General features: G+C 66.5%; 14 protein-coding genes and 2 tRNA genes. 1 reads left to right on the top strand and 15 read right to left on the bottom strand.

Annotated elements, in window-relative coordinates:
- The 4 genes from HGB51_RS14120 to uvrB all read right to left on the bottom strand — a co-directional run bounded on the left by HGB51_RS14120 (position 1) and on the right by uvrB (position 5,458).
- Complete coding sequence (locus HGB51_RS14120; RefSeq protein ID WP_070209311.1) at positions 1-675, bottom strand: MotA/TolQ/ExbB proton channel family protein; 675 nt, start codon at positions 673-675, stop codon at positions 1-3.
- Positions 676-678: 3 nt separating this feature from the next.
- Positions 679-3,078, bottom strand: coding sequence for a DNA internalization-related competence protein ComEC/Rec2 (locus tag HGB51_RS14115; RefSeq protein ID WP_070209312.1), 2,400 nt, complete (start codon positions 3,076-3,078; stop codon positions 679-681).
- A gap of 174 nt (positions 3,079-3,252) precedes the next feature.
- Positions 3,253-3,327: transfer RNA gene (locus tag HGB51_RS14110), tRNA-Val, on the bottom strand.
- 106 nt (positions 3,328-3,433) lie between these two features.
- Entirely contained in the window at positions 3,434-5,458 is a 2,025-nt protein-coding gene (gene uvrB, locus HGB51_RS14105; protein ID WP_171966865.1) for an excinuclease ABC subunit UvrB, read from the bottom strand.
- A 149-nt stretch (positions 5,459-5,607) separates the two neighbouring features.
- Between uvrB and HGB51_RS14100 the strand changes: the two genes are divergently transcribed.
- Positions 5,608-6,147: a GspH/FimT family pseudopilin gene (locus HGB51_RS14100; protein ID WP_171966887.1), complete on the top strand. Its 540-nt coding sequence runs from the start codon at positions 5,608-5,610 to the stop codon at positions 6,145-6,147.
- Positions 6,148-6,187: 40 nt separating this feature from the next.
- On the opposite strand, the gene HGB51_RS14095 is transcribed toward HGB51_RS14100, so the two are convergent.
- From HGB51_RS14095 to grxD, 11 genes are all read right to left on the bottom strand, one after another.
- Positions 6,188-6,264 (bottom strand) — tRNA-Asn (locus HGB51_RS14095).
- Between the two features lie 53 nt (positions 6,265-6,317).
- Positions 6,318-6,761 (bottom strand): type IV pilin protein, encoded by a 444-nt coding sequence (locus tag HGB51_RS14090; RefSeq protein ID WP_256123588.1) that lies wholly within the window; start codon positions 6,759-6,761, stop codon positions 6,318-6,320.
- Entirely contained in the window at positions 6,758-10,522 is a 3,765-nt protein-coding gene (locus tag HGB51_RS14085) for a pilus assembly protein (RefSeq protein WP_070206950.1), read from the bottom strand. Before HGB51_RS14085 ends, HGB51_RS14090 begins: the two co-directional genes overlap by 4 nt.
- Positions 10,523-10,533: 11 nt before the next feature.
- On the bottom strand, positions 10,534-11,058 hold the full coding sequence (locus HGB51_RS14080) for a pilus assembly PilX family protein (protein ID WP_070206949.1): 525 nt from the start codon (positions 11,056-11,058) through the stop codon (positions 10,534-10,536).
- Positions 11,059-11,060: 2 nt separating this feature from the next.
- Positions 11,061-12,218 carry a PilW family protein gene (locus HGB51_RS14075; protein WP_070206948.1) on the bottom strand — a complete coding sequence of 386 codons (1,158 nt, stop codon included), beginning with the start codon at positions 12,216-12,218 and terminating at the stop codon, positions 11,061-11,063.
- On the bottom strand, positions 12,215-12,691 hold the full coding sequence (gene pilV, locus HGB51_RS14070; protein WP_070206947.1) for a type IV pilus modification protein PilV: 477 nt from the start codon (positions 12,689-12,691) through the stop codon (positions 12,215-12,217). Before pilV ends, HGB51_RS14075 begins: the two co-directional genes overlap by 4 nt.
- Positions 12,688-13,203, bottom strand: coding sequence for a GspH/FimT family pseudopilin (locus HGB51_RS14065; RefSeq protein ID WP_070206946.1), 516 nt, complete (start codon positions 13,201-13,203; stop codon positions 12,688-12,690). Before HGB51_RS14065 ends, pilV begins: the two co-directional genes overlap by 4 nt.
- Before the next feature lie 160 nt (positions 13,204-13,363).
- Positions 13,364-14,752 carry a nucleotide 5'-monophosphate nucleosidase PpnN gene (gene ppnN, locus HGB51_RS14060; RefSeq protein WP_070206945.1) on the bottom strand — a complete coding sequence of 463 codons (1,389 nt, stop codon included), beginning with the start codon at positions 14,750-14,752 and terminating at the stop codon, positions 13,364-13,366.
- A 111-nt stretch (positions 14,753-14,863) separates the two neighbouring features.
- Positions 14,864-18,076: a TonB-dependent receptor gene (locus HGB51_RS14055; protein ID WP_484600367.1), complete on the bottom strand. Its 3,213-nt coding sequence runs from the start codon at positions 18,074-18,076 to the stop codon at positions 14,864-14,866.
- Between the two features lie 324 nt (positions 18,077-18,400).
- Positions 18,401-19,144: an SDR family NAD(P)-dependent oxidoreductase gene (locus HGB51_RS14050; RefSeq protein WP_070206943.1), complete on the bottom strand. Its 744-nt coding sequence runs from the start codon at positions 19,142-19,144 to the stop codon at positions 18,401-18,403.
- Positions 19,141-19,461 carry a Grx4 family monothiol glutaredoxin gene (gene grxD, locus HGB51_RS14045; RefSeq protein ID WP_070206960.1) on the bottom strand — a complete coding sequence of 107 codons (321 nt, stop codon included), beginning with the start codon at positions 19,459-19,461 and terminating at the stop codon, positions 19,141-19,143. The genes HGB51_RS14050 and grxD overlap by 4 nt, the downstream gene beginning before the upstream one ends.
- Between the last annotated feature and the right edge of the window lie 3 nt (positions 19,462-19,464).

Genomic DNA, 19,464 nt, shown 5'->3' with positions numbered 1-19,464 from the left:
TCAGCCCTTGGCCGTGACAGGCGCAGCGGCCGCAGACGCGGCGCCGGCGCGGGGCGGCGTGTTCAGAACGCTGGGGCGGCCGTCCAACGCGTCGAGCAGGGCCGACGCCTCCATTTCCATCTCGATCACGTATCCGCCGATGCGGCCCTTGAAGTAGCGATGGAACATCAGCGCCGGAATGGCCACGATCATGCCGGTGGCGGTGCACACCAGCGCCTTGCCGATGCCGCCGGCCAGCTGGTTCACGTCGCCCACGCCGTGGTCGAGGATGCCCATGAACATCTGGATCATGCCGACCACGGTGCCGAGCAGGCCCAGCAGCGGACCGGCCGAGGCGATCGTGCCCAGCGCGTTCAGGAAACGCTCCATGCGGTGCACCAGGTGCCGGCCGGCATCTTCGATGCGCTCGCGGATCTGGTCGCGCGGGCGGTTGCGCGCTTCCAGCGCCACGGCCAGCAGTGCGCCCAGCGGCGAGTTGGCCCGCAGCGACTGGATGTGAGTGGGGTCGAGCTTGCCGCGCGCGGCCCAGTTGCGCACTTCCTGGCCCAGCCCCGGGGGCAGGACCTCATTGCGCCGCAAGGTCCAGAAACGCTCCAGGACAATCGCCAAAGCCAGTACGCCCAACAGCAGCAGCGGCAGCATCGGCCAGCCACCGGCCTTGACCAGTTCCCACACGTTTCAACCCTCCGGCCCATTGGCCGTGTTTATGACCGCCGATAGGATAGCAGCCGACCGCGCCCGCTCCGCGGCATCCCACCAACGGCGTTCGAAAAGACGCTGTTCGCGGATCTGCAGCCCGTCCCGGCCCAGCCATATCCGCAACGCGCCGCTGTCGGCGGTACCCAGCACCTCGGCCCCGGCCGCGCGCCAACGCTGCACCACCTCGCGGCGCGGGTGGCCGAAGCGGTTGCCGTGCCCGGCCGAGACGATGGCCAGGCGTGGCGCCACCGCCTGCACCCAGTCGGGGCTGGAGGACCCGGCGCTGCCGTGGTGGGCCACCAGCGCGACCTCGGCGCGCAGCGCGCCGGGGGCGGCCGCCAGCAGGCGCGCTTCCTCGGCGTGGCCAATGTCGCCGGTCAGCAGCACGGCGCCGTGGACGGTCTGGATGCGCAGCACGCAGCTGCTGGCATTGCCGGCGTAGGCCATCGTCGCTGGCGGGTGCAGGACGCTGAAGTCGACCTGGTCCCAGCGCCAGCGGTCCCCGCGCTGGCAGGGCGTGAGGTCGGCGCGCACCGCACCGGCCGGGGCATGCAGTGGCGGAGTGCCGAAGTGGAGGCGCACGGCCGGCATGCCGCCCGCGTGATCGCGGTCGCCGTGGCTGAGCAGTACGCGGTCCAGGCCGGCTTCGCCCACCGCGTGCAGGGTCGGCACGACGATCCGCTCGCCGGCGTCGAAGCCGCCCTCTGCCGCCGGTCCGGCGTCGTACAGCATGCGGTGGCGATGGGTGCGTACCCACACCGCCAGGCCCTGGCCCACGTCCATGACCAGCAGTTCGACCTCGCCGGGCGCAGGGCGGTCGCGGGCCGGCCACAGCAGCGGCAGGCACAGCAGCAGGGCCGGAACACGCGCCCCTGCGGCACGCGGCAGCAGCAGCCAGAACACGCCGAACAGGGCTGCCGGTACGGCGCCTGCGCCCGCCACGGGTGCCCACCACAACGCCCAAGGCTGCTGCGCGACGATGCCGAACAGCCACCAGCTCGCCTCGAAGCAGGCGGCGGCCGCGCGCCATGGCCAGCGTCCGGCGCCTTCGCATAGGGCTTCCAGTCCTGTACCCAGCAACGACAGCGGCACCACCACCAGGCTCCACCAGGGGATCGCCAGCAGGTTCACCAGCGGCCCGGCGCGCGAGGCCTGGCCGAACAGCGCCACGGTCAGCGGCAGCAGCGCCAGCGTGGCCACGCCCTGCGCGGCCAGGAAGGTGCGCAGCCAGTGCAGGTCGCGCCCCGGCAGGCACCAGACCAGCCACAGCACGCCGGCGAAACTGAGCCAGAACCCCGGCGCCAGCAGCGACAGCGGGTCGACCAGCAGCACCGCCAATGCCGCCAGCGCCAGCGACTGGCCGACCGAACCTGGCCGCCGCGTGCAGCGGGCCAGCGCCACCACCGCGATCATCAACACCGTGCGCACGGTCGGCAGGGCGAAGCCGGCCGCTGCGGCGTACATCGCGGCTCCGGCCACGGCCGCCAGGGCGGCGGCCAGTGGCCGTGGCCAGTACAGGCCCAGCATCGAGACCGCCCGCCATATGAGCGACGCCAACGCCGCCGAAAACCCCGCGACCAGCCCCACGTGGAACCCCGAAATGGCGATCAGATGGGTCAGGCCCAGCGCGCGCAGGTCATCCCAGTCGCGCTGCCCCAGCGCCCGGGTGTCGCCCAGCGCCAGCGCCTGCACGAAGCGCGCGCCGGGGCCCGGCACCTGCACGGCGATGGCCGCGGCCATGCGCTCGCGCCAGGCCGGCAGTCCCATCGGCGGGCCCAGCGCCCTGCCCGCGCGCACATGCCCGGTGCCGGCCAGCCGCTGCAGCAGCGCATGCCGTTCGGCATCGAAACTGCCGGGGTTGCGCAGTCCCCGTGGCGGGCGCAGGCGCGCCTGGAACTGCCAGCGGGCACCGGCCTGCACGGCCAGGCGCGGTGCAGGCGCGCGGGTGGGCGCGGCGTCGTACCAGGCCAGCGCCAGCTCGCGACCGCGCAGGCTGTCCGGCTGGGCCGGAACGTCGTCAACGTGAAAACGGAACTGGGTACTGCGTGGACCATGCTGCGGCAGGTCCACCACCCTGCCCTGCACCGTGTACTCGCGGGAGGTCGCGTGGGCCGGCAGCTGCAGGTCCAGTCCGGCAATCCCCTGCACCGTGGTCCAGCCGATGCCCACCAGCAACGCGCCGCACCAGCGTCCACGCCCCCAGCTGCACCAGAGCAGGACGCCGGCGCACAGCGCGCACCACGCCGCGACCACTGGCATCAGCACCGGCGCGAACACCACCCCGCAGGCGCCGCACAGCAGCGCCGCCGCGGCCGCTTTGCCGAACATCGGCAACGGCGCGGCGAAAATTCGAGGGGACCGGTGCGACACGCATGACATGCAGCTCACCCGCTGCGATGGAACGCACAGCGTGGGCACGCCGTGTTGCCCGTGCCATCGGCCGGGTGCGCAACAGGGTGTCGGGAAGTCCCGCTGGCGCAGGACGCAGAAAGCAAAAAAGCCGACCTGATGGCCGGCTTTTCTGTTGTTCCACCGCAGTCGCTGGGACTGGAGTGGTGGGCGGTACAGGGTTCGAACCTGTGACCCCTACCATGTCAAGGTAGTGCTCTACCGCTGAGCTAACCGCCCGTTTGTCTCGCTGCCCCGCTGCGTTTGCGTCGGTGCAGGCCGCGTATATTACGGACGTCCTGCGTGAAGAGCAACACTTTTGTGAAGGTTTTTAACAACCGATTGTTCAGCCCAGGCTGAGCTCCTTCAGCTGCCGGATCTGGTCGCGTACGCGTGCGGCATCTTCGAACTCCAGGTCGCGTGCATGCTGGTACATCTGCTGCTCCAGCGCCTGCAGCCGCTTGGCGATCTGCGCTGGCTCCAGGGTGCGGTAATCCACCGCGTCCTCGGCCACCTTGCCACCGCGCCCCTTGCCCTTGCCACGCGCTTCCTTTTCGGCCGCTTCCGAGCGCGCGCCTTCCAGCACGTCCACGATCGGGCGCAGTACCGACTTGGGCACGATGCCGTGCGCTTCGTTGTACTCCTCCTGCTTGGCACGACGCCGGTCTGTTTCTTCGATCGCCGCCTGCATCGAACGGGTGATCTTGTCCGCGTACAGGATCGCCTTGCCACGAAGGTTGCGCGCGGCGCGGCCGATGGTCTGGATCAGCGAGCCGGTCGAACGCAGGAAGCCTTCCTTGTCGGCATCGAGGATCGCCACCAGCGACACTTCCGGCATGTCCAGGCCTTCGCGCAGCAGGTTGATGCCGACCAGCACGTCGAACTTGCCGAGGCGCAGGTCGCGGATGATCTCAACGCGCTCCACCGTGTCGATGTCCGAATGCAGGTAGCGCACGCGGATGCCGTGTTCGGTGAGGTATTCGGTGAGGTTCTCGGCCATGCGCTTGGTCAGCGTGGTGACCAGCACGCGGTCGCCGAGCTTGATGCGCTCGGTGACCTCGCTCATCAGGTCATCGACCTGGGTGCCGACCGGGCGGATTTCCACCACCGGGTCGATCAGGCCGGTCGGGCGCACCACCAGTTCGGTGATTTCGTCAGCGGCCTCGCGCAGTTCGTACGGCCCGGGCGTGGCCGAGACATAGATGCTGCGCGGGCAGCGCGCCTCCCACTCCTCGAAACGCAGCGGTCGGTTGTCCAGCGCCGACGGCAGCCGGAACCCGAATTCCACCAGCGTTTCCTTGCGCGAGCGGTCGCCCTTGTACATCGCGCCGATCTGCGGAATGGTGACGTGCGATTCGTCGATCACCAGCAGCGCGTCCGGCGGCAGGTAGTCGAACAGGGTCGGCGGCGGCTCGCCGGCGGCCTTGCCGGTGAGGTGCCGCGAGTAGTTTTCGATGCCGTTGCAGAAGCCGACCTCGGCCATCATCTCCAGGTCGAACTGGGTGCGCTGCGCCAGGCGCTGCGCTTCCACCAGCTTGTTCTGCTCGTACAGCTGCTCCAGCCGCACCTTGAGTTCGGCCTTGATCGTATCCACCGCCGACAGCACGCGTTCGCGGGTGGTCGCGTAGTGGGTCTTGGGGTACACGGTGTAGCGTTGCAGGCGGCGCAGGCTTTCGCCGGTGAGCGGGTCGAACATGCTGATCTGCTCGACCTCGCCGTCGAACAGTTCGATGCGCACCGCTTCGCTGTCCGACTCGGCCGGGAAGATGTCGATCACCTCGCCGCGCACGCGGAAGGTACCGCGATGCAGCTCGTACTCGTTGCGGGTGTACTGCAGCTGGGTGAGGTGGTTGATCAGGTCGCGCTGGTCGATGCGCTCGCCGGTGGACAGGATCAGGCGCAGCGACAGGTAATCTTCGGGCGCGCCCAGGCCGTAGATGGCCGAGACGGTGGCGACCACGATCGCATCCGGGCGCGACAGCAGGGTCTTGGTCGCCGCCAGGCGCATCTGCTCGATGTGTTCGTTGATCGAACTGTCCTTCTCGATGAAGGTGTCCGACGAAGGCACGTAGGCTTCGGGCTGGTAGTAGTCGTAGTAGCTGACGAAGTACTCCACCGCGTTGTGCGGGAAGAACGCCTTGAACTCGCCGTACAGCTGCGCGGCCAGGGTCTTGTTCGGTGCCATCACCAGGGTCGGCTTCTGCACCTGCTGGATCACGTTGGCGATGGTGTAGGTCTTGCCCGAGCCGGTCACGCCCAGCAGGGTCTGCTTGGCGATGCCGGCCTCGAAGTTGGCCGTCAGCTTCTCGATCGCCGCCGGCTGGTCGCCCGCCGGGGAGTACGGAGATACAAGTTCGAAGCGATCGCTCATGGTGCCGCCATAGACCGGGCCTTCCATTATACCGGGGGGTTGGGTGACGGCTGGCTGAGGGGGAGGACTACCCGGGAAGGCGTTGACCGCCGATGGGCATGGGCGTCGGCGGGGCTCAGGGTAAAGGGCCTGTCCTCGCGGATCCCCGCATGCAATTACGGCGCCGCCCCTCCCGCCATCTGCGCGGCATGACCCTGCTGGAGCTGAGCCTGGCGCTCGCCATCGTCGCCCTGCTGTGCCTGCTGGCCCTGCCTTCGTTCAGCGCCACCGTGTCCCGCATGCGCGCCGAGAGCCTGCGCATGCAGCTGGTGTCGGTATTCAACAGCGCCCGCAGCACCGCGATCACACGCCATGAACCGGTGGCGGTGTGCCCGAGCGCAGATGGCCGCACCTGCGGCAACGACTGGAGCCGCGGCTGGTTGATTCATCGGGACCACGGTGACGCCAGCGTTGCGCCCGCCGAAGAGGACATTTTCCAGTTCCGCCCCGGCTATCTGGACCCGGCGCTGCGGGCCACGTCCAGCCACGGACGACGGCGCCTGCACTTCCAGCGCGACGGCCGCAGCAGCGGCAGCCCGATGACCGTGGACATCTGCGCGGCGGGCGCGCTGCGCGGCCAGGTGATCGTCAACAACGTGGGCCGGACCCGGGCACCGCGGATACGCGACAGCACCGACTGCCCGCCCTGAAACGACAAAAGCCGCGATTGCTCGCGGCTTCTGCAGATACTGGCGCCCGAAGTTGGACTCGAACCAACGACCCCCTGATTAACAGTCAAGTGCTCTAACCGGCTGAGCTATTCGGGCGGGGACGCGAATTCTAGACGTTCATCGAGGGCGTTGCAAGATCCCCCACGCGTTTACCAGCACTCCTGCGCACTGGTGTTGGCGGGGGTCTTCACCCCTGCCTGGTTCACCGAGATCGTCGCGCAGGGATCCTTGGCCTGGTCGCCCTGCGGGACCGCAGTGATCGTGAAGGTATTGGCGGTGGGTGCGTTGAAGGTCACCTGGTAGATCGCCCTGCTGCCATCGCGCGGCGAGGCGATCGTGGTGGCGCCGCTCTCGGCGAACGTGAAGCTGGAGTAGCTGTTGTTGAGCGTGTGATGGCGCTCGGCGCGCTGCGCGTACTCCACCAGTTCGGCCTTGGCCGCGGCGCGCTTGGATTTGCGCACCTGGCTGGTGTAGGACGGGTACGCGATGGACGCCAGGATAGCGACCACGGCGACGGTGACCATCAGTTCGATCAGGGTAAAGCCGACGACCTTGTACGGACGGCGTCCTTGCGGGAAGGAAGTCTTGCTCACTGGATCTGCCTCCACGATTGGCGACCGCACGGATAGGGGACGTAGACGATATCAGGACCATTGGGGTAGCCCATGTAGCAGCCGGCGCCGCCCGGAGGTGCAGGTGCCGGCCCACCACCGCCGCCACCGCCGCCACCGCCACCGCCACCGCCACCGCCACCACTCAGCGATGCCACCGGCACGCGCGGAAGTGCGAACGGGGTGTTGTTGAGCACGGGCGCGCTGCCTGGACTCCGGTTCTTGAGTCCGGCGGTGCCGACTGCGAAGCCCGTACCGCCCGGCGAGTTCAGGGTGGCACGGCCCAGCGCGCCCTCACCGGTCAACGGGGTCAGCGCAAAGAACCAGTTGATGCCCGTTGCGGCACAGCCACCCGAGGTGGACGGTTGCGGCGCGTAGGTGGAGAGGCTGACGATACCGTTGGCCAGCGTCGGATTGCTGACAACGCGTTCGCTGAGCCCGTCCTTGAGCGTACTGACCGGCAGGTCGATGTACCACCCGCGCGCGTTTGCGGGGGCGCCCGCAATGGCGGTGAGCGTCCGCGAGTCGCCGGAGGTATTGACGGTCCGCCCCATCAGATTGGCGCGGGTCACGGTGCTGCTGGTCGGGCCAGCATCGGTATCGTTCACGCCGTAGATGGTCTGCTTCGAATTGTCGCGCACGTCTTCATTGAACGAGAAGCTGCCGGTACCGAAGTAGAGCATCAGGCCGCCATTGGGGCCGGTGCCGGTGGTGATGCCGCCGGTGATCGGCTGGCGCACGGTCAGGCCCTTGTCGGTGGACGGCAGGCTGGTGAACAGCGGCCGGGTGGGCGTCGACATGTCGCGCAGGTCGAACTTCCACACCGCGCCCTTCTGGTCGGTGCCGTACACGGTGTCGGAAATGCCGTCGCGTGAGCGCACCTTCTGGTCAGTGCCGCCCCAACGATCGATCACCACGATGCTGCCCAGGCCGTTGGTGCCGGACGGGACGCCCGTGCCGGTCTCGACCGCTTCGATCATGGTTGCGCTACCGTCGGCGATATCCACCACGAACAGCACCGCCTTGCCATTGGCGCTGTTGAAACCGTTGCCGAAGATGGCCTTCCACTTCAGGTCGGTGCCCACCTTGACCGGCACGATCACCGGCTTGGCCAGCACGAAGCCAATGTTGTTCCGCACCTTGGGGTCCAGGGTGGTATCGAGATCACTGATCTCCCACTTCTTCGAGGTCGCTGCGAACGCATTGCCCGGGGTCACATCCAGGGCGAACACGCCGCGACCACCGGCACCGGAGGCGCCGACAAGGGTGGTCCGCCACGCATTGCCATAGTAGGTGTCACCGACGGCAATCTGACCGTCCACGAAATAGCGGTGCTGGAACTTCTGCGACGTCTTCTTTTCCGGCTCCGCGCGGAACAGCAGATTGGCCATGTTGCCGAGTGCGGTGTTCGGAATGTAGGCAAACGCTTCGGTACCGCCACCGGCAACCGTGTCGCCCTTCGCGTCCATGCCGCCGTTGAACGCGTGCAGCATGCCGTCGTTGGCGCCGACGTAGATCATGTAGTTGGCGGTGTCTGCCTTCTTCTTCAGGTACTCCGCGTAAGCCTTGCTCATCGTCGTATCCGCCAGGCGGCGGTACCCGTAGTCGTCCTTGGGCGAACTGACGAACGGCGTGGACGTGACGATGTCGCCGAGACGGGTGGTACGATCGCGCAGGGTGCCACCATTGCGCACTTCGCGGGTGGTATCGCCCCGCAGGTAGCTCACCGCCATGGCAACGTCGATCTTGCGATCGATCAGCTCCTGGGTGGTGTTGCAGATCGACATGTCGGGATACTGCGTGGGCTTGTTGCAGATGTCGCCCAGGCTCACGTTGCCGGAAGTGAACTCCTGGGTCGCGCCATTCTTCGTGAAGAAGATCTTGCGGGACGCCGCGCTCTGCAGCTTCTCACTGGCTTCCCAGAACGGCGTCTGCACGATCGAACGCGTGGTCGGATCCACCGACAGCTTGGTGGCCGTCAACTTGCCGAACCAGTCGGTGCCCTCGTTGGTGTACTCGTAGTACGGCGCGACCGTCAGCGAACCCGCGCCGATGCGCGCACCGCTGAAGCCGGTACCGCCCGACGGCGAGGAGCCGGCAGTCACCGCCGACAGCACGCGGCGCATGGCGTCGGTGATTTCCGCCGGCGTGCGGGCATTGATGTACTCGCCGCGGGTATTGACTGCGGCGTGCCAGATGTCATCGACCGTACTGCGCGCGTCATTCTCCCACTGCGGCCAGTTGTTGTAGATCGCGGGGGTGGTGTAGGCGTTCTGCGGGTTGTCCGGATTGAACAGATTGCCACGCGCACCCAGGGTAACGCCGTAGAAGTTCAGGTGGAGATTGGTCTGGCAATCCAGCTGCTTGTCGGGATTTCCGCCCTTGCACGCCGCCGGCACCGGCACCTGGCCCGCGGTCAGGTCGGGACGCAGCGGCGGCAGGCCGTTGATGTTGTTGTAGTACTTGCTGACGATGTCAGCCATGGTGTCGGAGTAGCTGTCCGAGAACGGCGCCCCCATGGTCTGGTCATTGTTGCCCACCGTCTTGGTGCCGCCATTGCTGAAGCCGTCGGTGAACAGCATCACCGCGTTCTTCTGGCAGACCTCCAGCACCGGCGCTGCATCATCGGTGCGGGTGAACTGCTGGGTCGCCGAATACACCGCCTGGCGGTTGGGCGTACCGCCGCTGGCCGGCAGCGCAAGCATCTCGTCGAACAGCGCCTTGCGATCGGTGTCCACGCTCATCTTGCGCATCGGCAGGCGCTTGGCGGCCGTGTCGTAGCTGCCGTTCTGGTTGATCCGGAAGTAGCCGACGCGCAGGTTGGCGACGTTCGACAGCGAACGCGTCATGCCGGCGATCATCGCGCGGTTGCGGTTGCCATAGTACGTAAACCAGTTGGCGAAGTTCTTTGAACCAGCGTCGCTGTCGCTGGCCGGGAGCGTGTACTTCCACATCGCACACCCGGTGCCGCACGCATCGCTCACCTGCACACGGGTCGCGCCGGCATAGGCGTTGGCCTCGCCTGGCAGCTGCGGGTACGGGTCACTGGTGCCGTTTATCACTTTGACGAAGAAGGTCGCCGGCCAGTACTCGACCCGCGTGTCTGAAATGTTGTTGTTCCAGGTGCCAGCGTTGCGGTACGAGGTTCCGTTGATGTACGCACCCGCCTGGTACGTCATGCCACGCTGGATACGGAAGGTTTCGGTGCCGTAATAATTGCTGGTCAGGTTGACGGTAGTGGTGGCCGCAGTCGGCTTGGGATCGATCCGCGCCTTCGACGGGATGGAGGGGGCGAAGGACACGTCCTTGTCATCCTTCCACGGTTCATACCTCACCGTCGGATTGAAATACGTAGGGTTGTACTGGGACGAGCGCGCGAAACCAAGCGAGTCGAACGGCGGCAGGCCGTAGTAGCTGCCGCTGATGCGGGGCCCCGGCATCAGATAGAAGTAATCGCAGTTGCCCGATGTGTTCACCACGCCATTGGCGTCAAAGAAGCTCAGCCGACTGGTACTCCAGCAGCCCTCGCCGTCCTGGCCGGGGAACTGGGTCTGGAAGGTCATCGAGCCGGAGTCATCCACGGCCATGATGAAGGCCGGCGTGGTATCGGCCGGAATGTTCAGCGGCTTCTGGGCCAGGATGCCCTGCCCCTGCGCGGCAATCAGGTTGTAGCCGACAAATGCCAGGCCGATCACTGCCACCGCCGAACCGGCGGCCGTCCACTTGAATCTGCGCGTAGCCATGGCCGCGTTCCTCAGAGCTTGAAAATGGTGTCGATGACGGAGCGCGACGTCGGGTTTGCCGGGTCGTCGGCCGCATACGCGGTAATCTGGAAGGTGGCCGTGGCCTGGTCGATGGGCAGGCCCTGGTCCTGCGAATTGCTGCCCGGGCCACCGCACTGGTCGATCTGGCGCACCCGCACCGTCGGCGCGGCCGCCTTGGCATTCGTCAGATCCCTGCCCCACTGGACCGGGTCAAATCCGTCTTCGCAGTTCTGGGTGATGCTGGTGACGTCAACCAGGCTGCTGTTGGCCGGCGTCTCGCGGTCGGTGATCGCTTCCACAGCGTCCTCCGCGTTGCGCACGGCACCTTCGGTGTTCTGGAAGGAGCGGCTGGAGGCGCGGTAATTGGACGCCATCTTTTCCTGCATGCCAGCGACCTGGATGCCGGCGATGCCGATCAGGGCGAGCAGCAGCAGCATGATCAGCGCGACATACAGCACGGCGCCCTGCTGGTGGCGGGCTTGCGGGAAAGCACGGAGGTGCGGCGAACGGTTCATGGTCAGTTCCCGAACAGGCGATTGCGCAGGGCGACGCTCACTTCATAGGCGGTGCGATAACGCCCATCGGTGACGGCATCCTGGTTGTAGGTCATGCCCAGCACGCCGAGCCGGGCGGCTGCATCGGTGGGCTTGGCGTTGCCGGTACGGTCGGAGCTGCGCGCGACCAGTCCCACCTGGACCAGGCCCACCCGCCGCCATGCAGCGGCACCGGTGGCGTTGGTGTCGACCGAAACCCCGGAAGCCACGTTCTGCAGGGTGATGTTGCCGACCGGCGGGTTCGCGCCGGTAATCGCCCCGGCACTATCGAGACCGTACATCAGCTGCAGGTTCTCGATGCCTTCGACCAGCTCTTCGTTGATCGTGTACTGTCCAGCCGAATTGGCGCGCGCACGGCGCAGCCCGGGACCGTTGGTACCGACGCCGATGTAGTACACCATCGACTCGGCGCGGTACACCACGGTCGGCTCGGGCTGCGGCGAATAGCGGGTGAGATCCACGGTGCCGGCGGTGATCGTGTTGCCCGACAGACTCCCGGCGAACACATCGACGTTCTCACAGTTGGCGATGCCAAACATGGTCGGCGTGGCAATGCCGTTCTCCGTGAGGCGCTTCCAGCGATCATTGGCAGGTTCGAGCGTCAGCTTCTGTGCATTGATGGCGGTCACCGGCACGCCCTCCGGCGCCAGGAATCGGAGGACCAGCACGTCGCTGCCCGCCATCGGCGCCGGGGTCAGGCCACTGATGGTCCCGGGCAGGCCGGCCGGCACGCTGCCGCCGCCCACGTTGAGCGTATCGGTTGGCGCAGTACTGGGCGCTTCATAGCCCTGGATGGCTACGCTGAAGTCCAGCGGACTGCCAGCGCCGGTGGGAGCGACCAGGTTGTTGCGGGGCAGGCCCGTTTCCTTGATGAAGTGCGCCTGGTCATTCACGCACCCCATGTGCCCGGCCATGCGGATGTCGCGCTCGAGGAAGTCCAGCGCGAAACGGCCGTTCTCCTGCGCGCGGGCCACGCCTTCGGAAAGCCGCGATGCCTGGCTGGAAGCAAGGAAGACCTGGGTGACGCCCAGCATCAGGATGAGACCGATGACCAGGGAGACCATCAATTCGATGAGGGACAGGCCGGCCTGGCGGCTGCGGATCATGAGCGGACCTTTCATAGCTGGGTCACGATTTCGAAGGTGGTCGCTGCATCCGGCGCGGTCCTGCTCCAGCGCTCATCGGCCCAGCTGACCCGGACCGTCGCTACACCTGCGGCCACGGTGACATTCGCCGAGGCGTTGTTGCCGAGGGCCTTGACCACCTGGCATTGCCAGCGGGCGATGTTCTGCTCCACCGTGACGTTGTTGATCGGACGCGCGCATACCCCGGCGGCGGTCTTGGTTCCCGACGCGAAGCTGGCATTGCTGTACCACTCGGACGCATGCCGGTTGCTGCGCATCAGTTCAGTCAGGTCGTAGGCGAGGTTGGTGGCCTGGGTGCGGTAGTTGGCGCTCTGGACGTAGCGGACGTTCATGGTCTGCAGCAGCGCGAAGCCGAGCAGGCCGAACGCCAGCACCACCACGGCGACCAGCACTTCAAGCAGGCTGAAGCCGCGCTGGCGGCCCCTCGGACGGTAAGGGTTACGGATCATTTGCAGTCTCCCTTCACGGTCGTGACCTGGCCGGAGGCGTTGATGGTCATCGTGCTCTGCAGCGGCTGGCTATCGCATTTCTGCGGACGCAGGGTCACTTCCTGATCGGTGCCGTTGCGGCGACGCCCCCGGCCGTCGAAGGCGATCAGGGCGTTGGCAGGACCCGTCACGACCAGGGCACTGTTGACGGCGGTGTAGCGCAGCACGGTTTCGGCGTTGCTGAAGGCGCCGTCGCCATCGCTGTCGCTGAAGGCCAGCATGCCCAGGTTCCATTTCCCGTCACAGCTGGTGCCGTTGCTGCTGCCGCAGACCGCCCCGCCCTGGTTGTTGCGGATCGCGTCGCTGCGGGCGAGGTTGACCAGGCCGATCACCTCGTTGTGGGCAGTGGCGAGCCGGTTGGAACGGATCAGGCTCTGGAAGTTCGGAAAGGCGATCGCAGCCAGAATAGCCACCACCGAAACGGTGACGATCAATTCGATGAGTGTGAAGCCTTTGGACCGGCGTAAAGACATGGGACGCTCCCCAGCGTGATGACAGGACAATGAACGCCCCGCCGTCCAGCGGCAAGCGCCGGAAGGACGAACGGTCGCCCAAGGGCGACGGGCGTCAAACCGTTGACACCCGTACGGTGAGGGGGCCGGGCGGACTCCCCGTCCGCCCTGCCCGTTCAGCTCAGGCCAGCACCCGGTAGCAGGGCTGGTATTCGCCGGAGATCTTCATCCGGCGCTGGTCGACGAAGGCGCGCAGCAGTTCGTCCAGGGCCTGCATCATGTCGGCGTCGCCGTGGATCTCGAACGGCCCGAACTGCTCGATGCGGCGCATGCCGTCTTCCTTCACGTTGCCGGCCACGATGCCGGAGAACGCGCGGCGCAGGTCGGCCGCCAGCGCATGCGGCGGGCGCCCGTGGTGCAGGTCGAGCGCGGCCATGGCTTCATGGGTCGGCACGAACGGCTGCTGGTACTCCCACGGAATCTCGATGGACCAGTTGAAGAAGAACGAGTCCTTCTGCGCCAGGCGGTGCTCGCGCACGCGCTTGATGCCGGCCGACATCTGCCGGGCCACGGCCACCGGGTCGCCGATGATGATCTGGTAGCGCTCGGCGGCGGCATCGCCCAGGGTCAGGCGGATGAAACGGTCGATCTGCTCGAAGTACGGCGCGGCCACGGTCGGGCCGGTCAGGATCAGCGGGAACGGCAGGTCCTTGTTTTCCTCGCGCAGCAGGATGCCGAGCAGGTACAGGATCTCTTCGGCGGTGCCGACGCCACCGGCGAACACGATGATGCCGTGGCCGATGCGCACGAACGCTTCGAGACGCTTCTCGATGTCCGGCATGATCACCAGGTGGTTCACGATCGGATTCGGCGACTCGGCGGCGATGATCCCGGGCTCGGTCAGGCCGATATAGCGCGTGGTGTGCTTGCGCTGCTTGGCGTGGGCGATGGTGGCGCCCTTCATCGGGCCCTTCATCGCACCCGGGCCGCAGCCGGTGCAGATGTCCAGCCCGCGCAGGCCCAGCTCGTAGCCGACCTGCTTGGTGTACAGGTACTCGTCGCGGCCGATCGAGTGGCCGCCCCAGCAGACCACCAGGTTCGGGTCGCCCGGGTTGAGGATGCGTGCGTTGCGCAGCAGCCCGAACACCGCGTTGGTGATGCCCTCGGACGACTCCAGCTCGGCCGCATAGGCCGGGCCCATCTCGATGGCCATGTAGGCCAGGTCGCGGACCACGGCGAACAGCAGCTCGGCCACGCCGCGGATGATCTCGCCGTCCACGAAGGCCATGGCCGGCGCGTTGACCAGGTCGATGCGGACGCCGCGGTCCTGCTGGGCGACCTGGATGTCGAAGTCGGGGTACAGATCGCGCGCCGCGCGCGGATCGTCCGAGGCACTGCCGCTGGTCAGCACCGCCAGCGCGCAGCGCCGCAGCAATTCGTGCATGCCGCCGCCGGAGGCGTCTCGCAGGCGCGCCACTTCGGCACGGGAAAGCACGTCCAGCCCACCGCGCGGGTAGATCCGCGCGTCCTGCACCGGCAGCGCGCGCGCCGGCTTTTCAATGATGGTCATTTCCATTCTTTTTGCTGCCTCTAAGGCTGCCAACTTTACTGCTGCCCCCTTTAAAAGCAAAACGGCCGGGTTTCCCCGGCCGTTTCTTTACTCCTTCACGCCTTCAGCTCATCAGAACTGGTAGCGGAAGCCCAGCTGGACCGACCACTGCGAGACACCGACGTCGAAGCCGTCTGCGTCATTGTTGGCCACCGCCGGCGTGTCCGCGCCGGTGAAGTTGTACACGTACTTGCCGTCCTTGATGCCCTGCAGGGCAGCCACGCGCGCATCGGCAAAGAAGCCGTAGTCGTAGATGTTGCCCCAGTCCTTGTTGAGCATGTTGCCGATGTTCTGGACGTCGATCCAGATCTCCGACTTGTGGCCCTTCATGAAGCCCGGCAGCTCCTGGCTGACGCGCAGGTCGAAGGTGTTGATCCAACCGGTGCGGAACTGGTTGGCCGGGGCGTAGCTGCCCGCGTACTTGGCCAGCTGCGGGTTGTTGGCCAGCCATTCGTAGAACGACTTCTCCATGTTCGCGTCGGGGGTGAAGGTGCTGCCCACCAGGCTGCCGAACAGCACGTCGCCCGGGCCGGTCGGCACGTAGAACAGGTCGTTCGCGGAACGGCTGTCGCCGTTGGCGTCGTTGGTGTACACGTAGCTGTACGGACGGCCGCTGCGACCTTCGTAGACCAGGCCAACGCGGGTTTCGTAGTCACCGAAGAACTTGTGCTTCCAGTTCAGCGCACCCGACAGGCGGTCGCGGATCTGGTAGCGCGAGGTGTTTTCGACTTCGTCGTTGGCGTTGAAGGCGTACTGGTAGCCCCAGCCCGAGCTGGCGGTGGAGCTGGTCAGCGTGCCGACTTCGGTCGCGTCGGTGTAGGTGTAACCGATGTTCCAGGACCAGTCGCTGTCCGGCGCCCACGGCTTGGCCAGCGAGACGGTGAACTGCGAGGTGCGGCCCTTGTCGGTGTTGGCGATTTCGTACACGGCGTCGTATGCCGGGTTGCGGCCGAAGCGGGCATCGTTGTTCGACCAGGCGTTACCGTTACGCGACTGGGCGTAGTACATCTGACGACCGTCCGGACCCAGGAACTGCACCGCACCCAGGTTCAGGTTCTTGTAGTACAGGGCGTCCTTGACCTTGGTGACCAGCAGCTCGGCCGAGGCCACGACGCCGTACCACGGCAGTTCGTGGTCGAAGGCCAGGTTTGCCTTGTACACCGACGGCATGTTGAAGTCGCTGCCGACGAAGTTCACGTTCTGGCGGTTCAGGCCCGGGGTGGTCGGGACCGGCTGGCTGTCCTTGCTCGGGTTGAACGGCAGCGCCGGGTTGTAGGCGTTGAAGGTGTAGACCGAATTGTTGAAGCCGGTCGCCGAGTAGCTGTTGCTCAGCCACACCTGCGGAGCATCACCCTGGAACAGGCCCACGCCGCCGCGCAGCTGGGTCTGGCGGTCGGTGTCGAAGGTGTAGTTGAAGCCCGCGCGCGGCTGGATCAGGAACTTGTTGCTCAGCACTTCGCTGTTGTTCAGGCCGAAGAACTGCGAGGCCGCAGCGTTGTAGGCCGGGGCCGGGGTGGTGTCGGCACGGTCGCCGCGCACACCCAGGGTCAGGGTCAGGTTGTTGTTGACGTACCAGGTGTCCTGCACGAACAGGGCCAGGTTGCTGTACTTATAGTCCGCCGGAATCGAGCCCGGGCTGCGCTCCGGGTTGTAGTTGTAGCTGCTCCAGCGGCCGGCAGCGAAGGCGTCCAGGCCGGCGAAGGTGTAGGCACCCCACGAGTTGGCGCCGAAGTAGTTGTAGATGTCGTTGGTGTCGTACGAGGCACCGAACTTGACGTCGTGGTCACCCAGGGTCCAGGTGCCGGCAGCGTAGTAGTTCCACGCCTTGGTTTCCAGGATGTTGTTCTGCGAGTTGACTTCGGTACCGAGGTACAGCGAGTCGCCGGTCGGCGCAGTCGGGGTGCCGCGGAAGAAGATGCGGATGCTCGGCGCGTCGGTGGACACGTTGCGGATCGCCGAGTACTCGCGGTACGAGGCCTTCAACTCGGTCGAGAAGTTCGGGCTCCAGTCGCTGAACAGCTGGGCGACGTAGCTTTCGTTGGTCTTGTCGTGCTGGTACCAGTACGAGCTCAGCGAGGCCGTGCTGGTGCTCATGCCGTTGATGCGCAGCTTGCTCTGGTCGATCTTGCTGTAACGGATGTTGGCACGGTGGTCGTCGCTGATGTTCCAGTCCAGCTTCAGCGCGTACTCTTCCATCTCGGTGTCGCCGTTGCTTTCCAGGCCACCGGCGGCAATGCCGTAGCCTTCAGCAATCTGCTGCGCGCGGGTCACGTCGGCCAGGGTGAACTGCGGGTTGGCCTTGCCCAGCGCGGTGCCGCTCAGGTCGGCGCCCGGGGCGGCCTGCTTGAACTTTTCGTAGTTGGCGAAGAAGAACAGCTTGTCCTTCACGATCGGGCCGCCCACGGTCATGCCGTAGGTCTCTTCCTTGGTGAAGCCCTTGAACGGCTGGCCTTCCGGGTTGTCGCCGAACCAGTCGCCGTCACGGTAGGTGCCGTAGACCGAGCCGTGGAATTCGTTGGTACCGGACTTGGTCACCGCATTGACGGTGGCGCCGGCGGCGGCAGCGATGCTGACGTCGTAGTTGGACAGGTTGATGTCCAGCGCTTCGATGGCTTCCATGGCGACCGGCTGGCGGCGGGTCGGCATGTTGTTGCCTTCCAGGCCGAAGGTGTCGCTGGCGGACACGCCGTCGATGTTGATCGAGTTGAAGCGCGGGTTCTGGCCACCGGCCGAGATCGAGCCCGAGGCGCGGTCGATGAAGGTCACACGCGGGTCAAGACGCATCAGGTCCTGGATATTGCCGCCGATCGACGGGGCTGCCTCGATCTGCTGCTGGCTGATGTTGGTGCCCGAGCCCATCTTGGTGGAGCTGAACACTTCCGAGCCACCGGCCACGGCCACGACCTGCACGGCTTCCAGGTTGGTGGCAGCGACGTCGCCGGTCAGGGCGGCGTTGACGGTACCGGTCTGGTTCACGCCCAGGTACACGCCGTCTTCGGTCTTGGTGCCTTCACCGGACTTGGTGATGGTGATGGTGTACGGACCACCCACGCGCAGGCCGCGCGCGTTGTAACGACCCGCAGCATCGGTGGTGGCGCGGCTGACCGTGCCCGACTCGACGTGCGTGATGGTGACTTCGGCGCCAGCGACAGGCTGGCCAGCGGCGGACATGACCTGGCCGCCGACACCGGCAGAGGTGCTCTGGGCGAAGGCGGGGGCGGCAGCAAGTACAGCCATGAGGCCAAGGGTGAGCTTGGACATCCGGAGACAGCGTGGGTCGATCATTGGGAGTAGCCTCGATGCGAGTTGGCGATGACGGAAAAAAAGCGCGCCCAAGCAGCAGCCGTTCAGGCAGCTGCATGGACTTTTATCTGGGTTCCCTTGCCGCAGGCTGGTTTCAGCCGCAACGGTTAACACTAGATTAACACGATAAGCCCGCTGTATGACGGTTTGGCGACAAAACACACGCCATCACAACGCGATCGTGACGCCTTCTTCACATTTGGCTGAATTGGACCAAATGCGACACTTTCCGCCGTTCAGGTGCGGTAGCGAGCCAAGGTTCGTGGGTACACCCCGGCAGGGTGCCAAGCCGGTGTGTCCGGCTGGTTACGACAAGGCCAGTACCTGGCCGCGATGCGCCACGCCGGCGGCGGACAGCAGTTCGACGGCGGCGGCGGCGTGAACGGCCGGTTCGCGGGCAACGCCGTCCTCGTCCAGCGAGAAGGCACGGGCCCGCAGCGCGGTGCGCATCGGGCCGGGCTGCAGGCCGCTGACCCGCACCGGGCTGCGCGCCAGCTCGTCATGCAGCGCGGCGATCAGCCCACGCAGGCCGTGCTGGGCCGCACCGTAGCCGCCCCAGAAGGCCCGCCCTACCCGCTCGGGATCGTCCACGGTGAACACCAGCGCGGCATCGTCGCGCTGGCGCAGCAGCGGCAGGCAGGCCTGGGCCAGCCAGGCCGGGGCGGTCAGGTTGACGTGCACCGCCCGTGCAAACGCCGCCGGGTCGGCGTGTTCGAACGGGGTCAGGCCCGGGAAGTCGGCCGCGCAGTACAGCACGCCGTCGAGACGGCCCAGTTCGGACTGCAGGCGTTCGGCAAGGGTGGCGTAGTCGTCCGGGGTGGCCCCTTCCAGGTCCATCGGGTACAGCAGCGGCTCGGGCCCTGCGGCTTCGACCGCCGCATAGACGCGGTCGAGCCGGCGCGGTTTGCGCCCGAGCAGGACCACGGTGGCCCCGGCTTCGGCGCAGGCCACGGCAGCGGCGCTGCCGAAACCACCGCCGGCCCCGGCAATGAGAATGACGCGGTCGGCCAGCGCCCCGGTCCCGACCCCAACGGACGGGACCGCGCTCATGGCTGCGAGGCCTCTTCGACGATGCGCTTGAGCTCGCCGGATTCGAACAGTTCCAGCACGATGTCGCAGCCGCCGATCAGCTCGCCGTTGATGAACAACTGCGGGAACGTGGGCAGGTTGGAGAAGCGCGGCAGGTTGGCGCGGATCTCGGGTTCCTCCAGCACGTTGACGGTGCGCAGCGCGACCGCGCCGGCGGCCATCAAGGCCTGCACGGCCCGGCTGGAGAAACCGCACATGGGATACTGCGGGGTGCCCTTCATGAACAACACGAGGGGGTAACGCTCCACTTCGGCCTGGATCTGCTGCATCACCGCCACCAC

This window comes from Stenotrophomonas bentonitica (assembly GCF_013185915.1).
Classification (GTDB): domain Bacteria; phylum Pseudomonadota; class Gammaproteobacteria; order Xanthomonadales; family Xanthomonadaceae; genus Stenotrophomonas; species Stenotrophomonas bentonitica.
Note: the sequence above shows the minus strand (reverse complement) of the source record. Positions and strands in the feature narration are given on the sequence as shown.

Excerpts from the sequence above, each read along its gene's own strand:
- HGB51_RS14100 (WP_171966887.1), top strand. The coding sequence starts at position 5,608 with ATGCAATTACGGCGCCGCCCCTCCCGCCATCTGCGCGGCATGACCCTG.
- HGB51_RS14065 (WP_070206946.1), bottom strand. The coding sequence starts at position 13,203 with ATGTCTTTACGCCGGTCCAAAGGCTTCACACTCATCGAATTGATCGTC.
- uvrB (WP_171966865.1), bottom strand. The coding sequence starts at position 5,458 with ATGAGCGATCGCTTCGAACTTGTATCTCCGTACTCCCCGGCGGGCGAC.
- HGB51_RS14050 (WP_070206943.1), bottom strand. The coding sequence starts at position 19,144 with ATGAGCGCGGTCCCGTCCGTTGGGGTCGGGACCGGGGCGCTGGCCGAC.
- HGB51_RS14075 (WP_070206948.1), bottom strand. The coding sequence starts at position 12,218 with ATGAAAGGTCCGCTCATGATCCGCAGCCGCCAGGCCGGCCTGTCCCTC.
- HGB51_RS14080 (WP_070206949.1), bottom strand. The coding sequence starts at position 11,058 with ATGAACCGTTCGCCGCACCTCCGTGCTTTCCCGCAAGCCCGCCACCAG.
- pilV (WP_070206947.1), bottom strand. The coding sequence starts at position 12,691 with ATGATCCGTAACCCTTACCGTCCGAGGGGCCGCCAGCGCGGCTTCAGC.
- ppnN (WP_070206945.1), bottom strand. The coding sequence starts at position 14,752 with ATGACCATCATTGAAAAGCCGGCGCGCGCGCTGCCGGTGCAGGACGCG.
- HGB51_RS14055 (WP_484600367.1), bottom strand. The coding sequence starts at position 18,076 with ATGATCGACCCACGCTGTCTCCGGATGTCCAAGCTCACCCTTGGCCTC.
- HGB51_RS14115 (WP_070209312.1), bottom strand. The coding sequence starts at position 3,078 with ATGTCATGCGTGTCGCACCGGTCCCCTCGAATTTTCGCCGCGCCGTTG.
- HGB51_RS14085 (WP_070206950.1), bottom strand. The coding sequence starts at position 10,522 with ATGGCTACGCGCAGATTCAAGTGGACGGCCGCCGGTTCGGCGGTGGCA.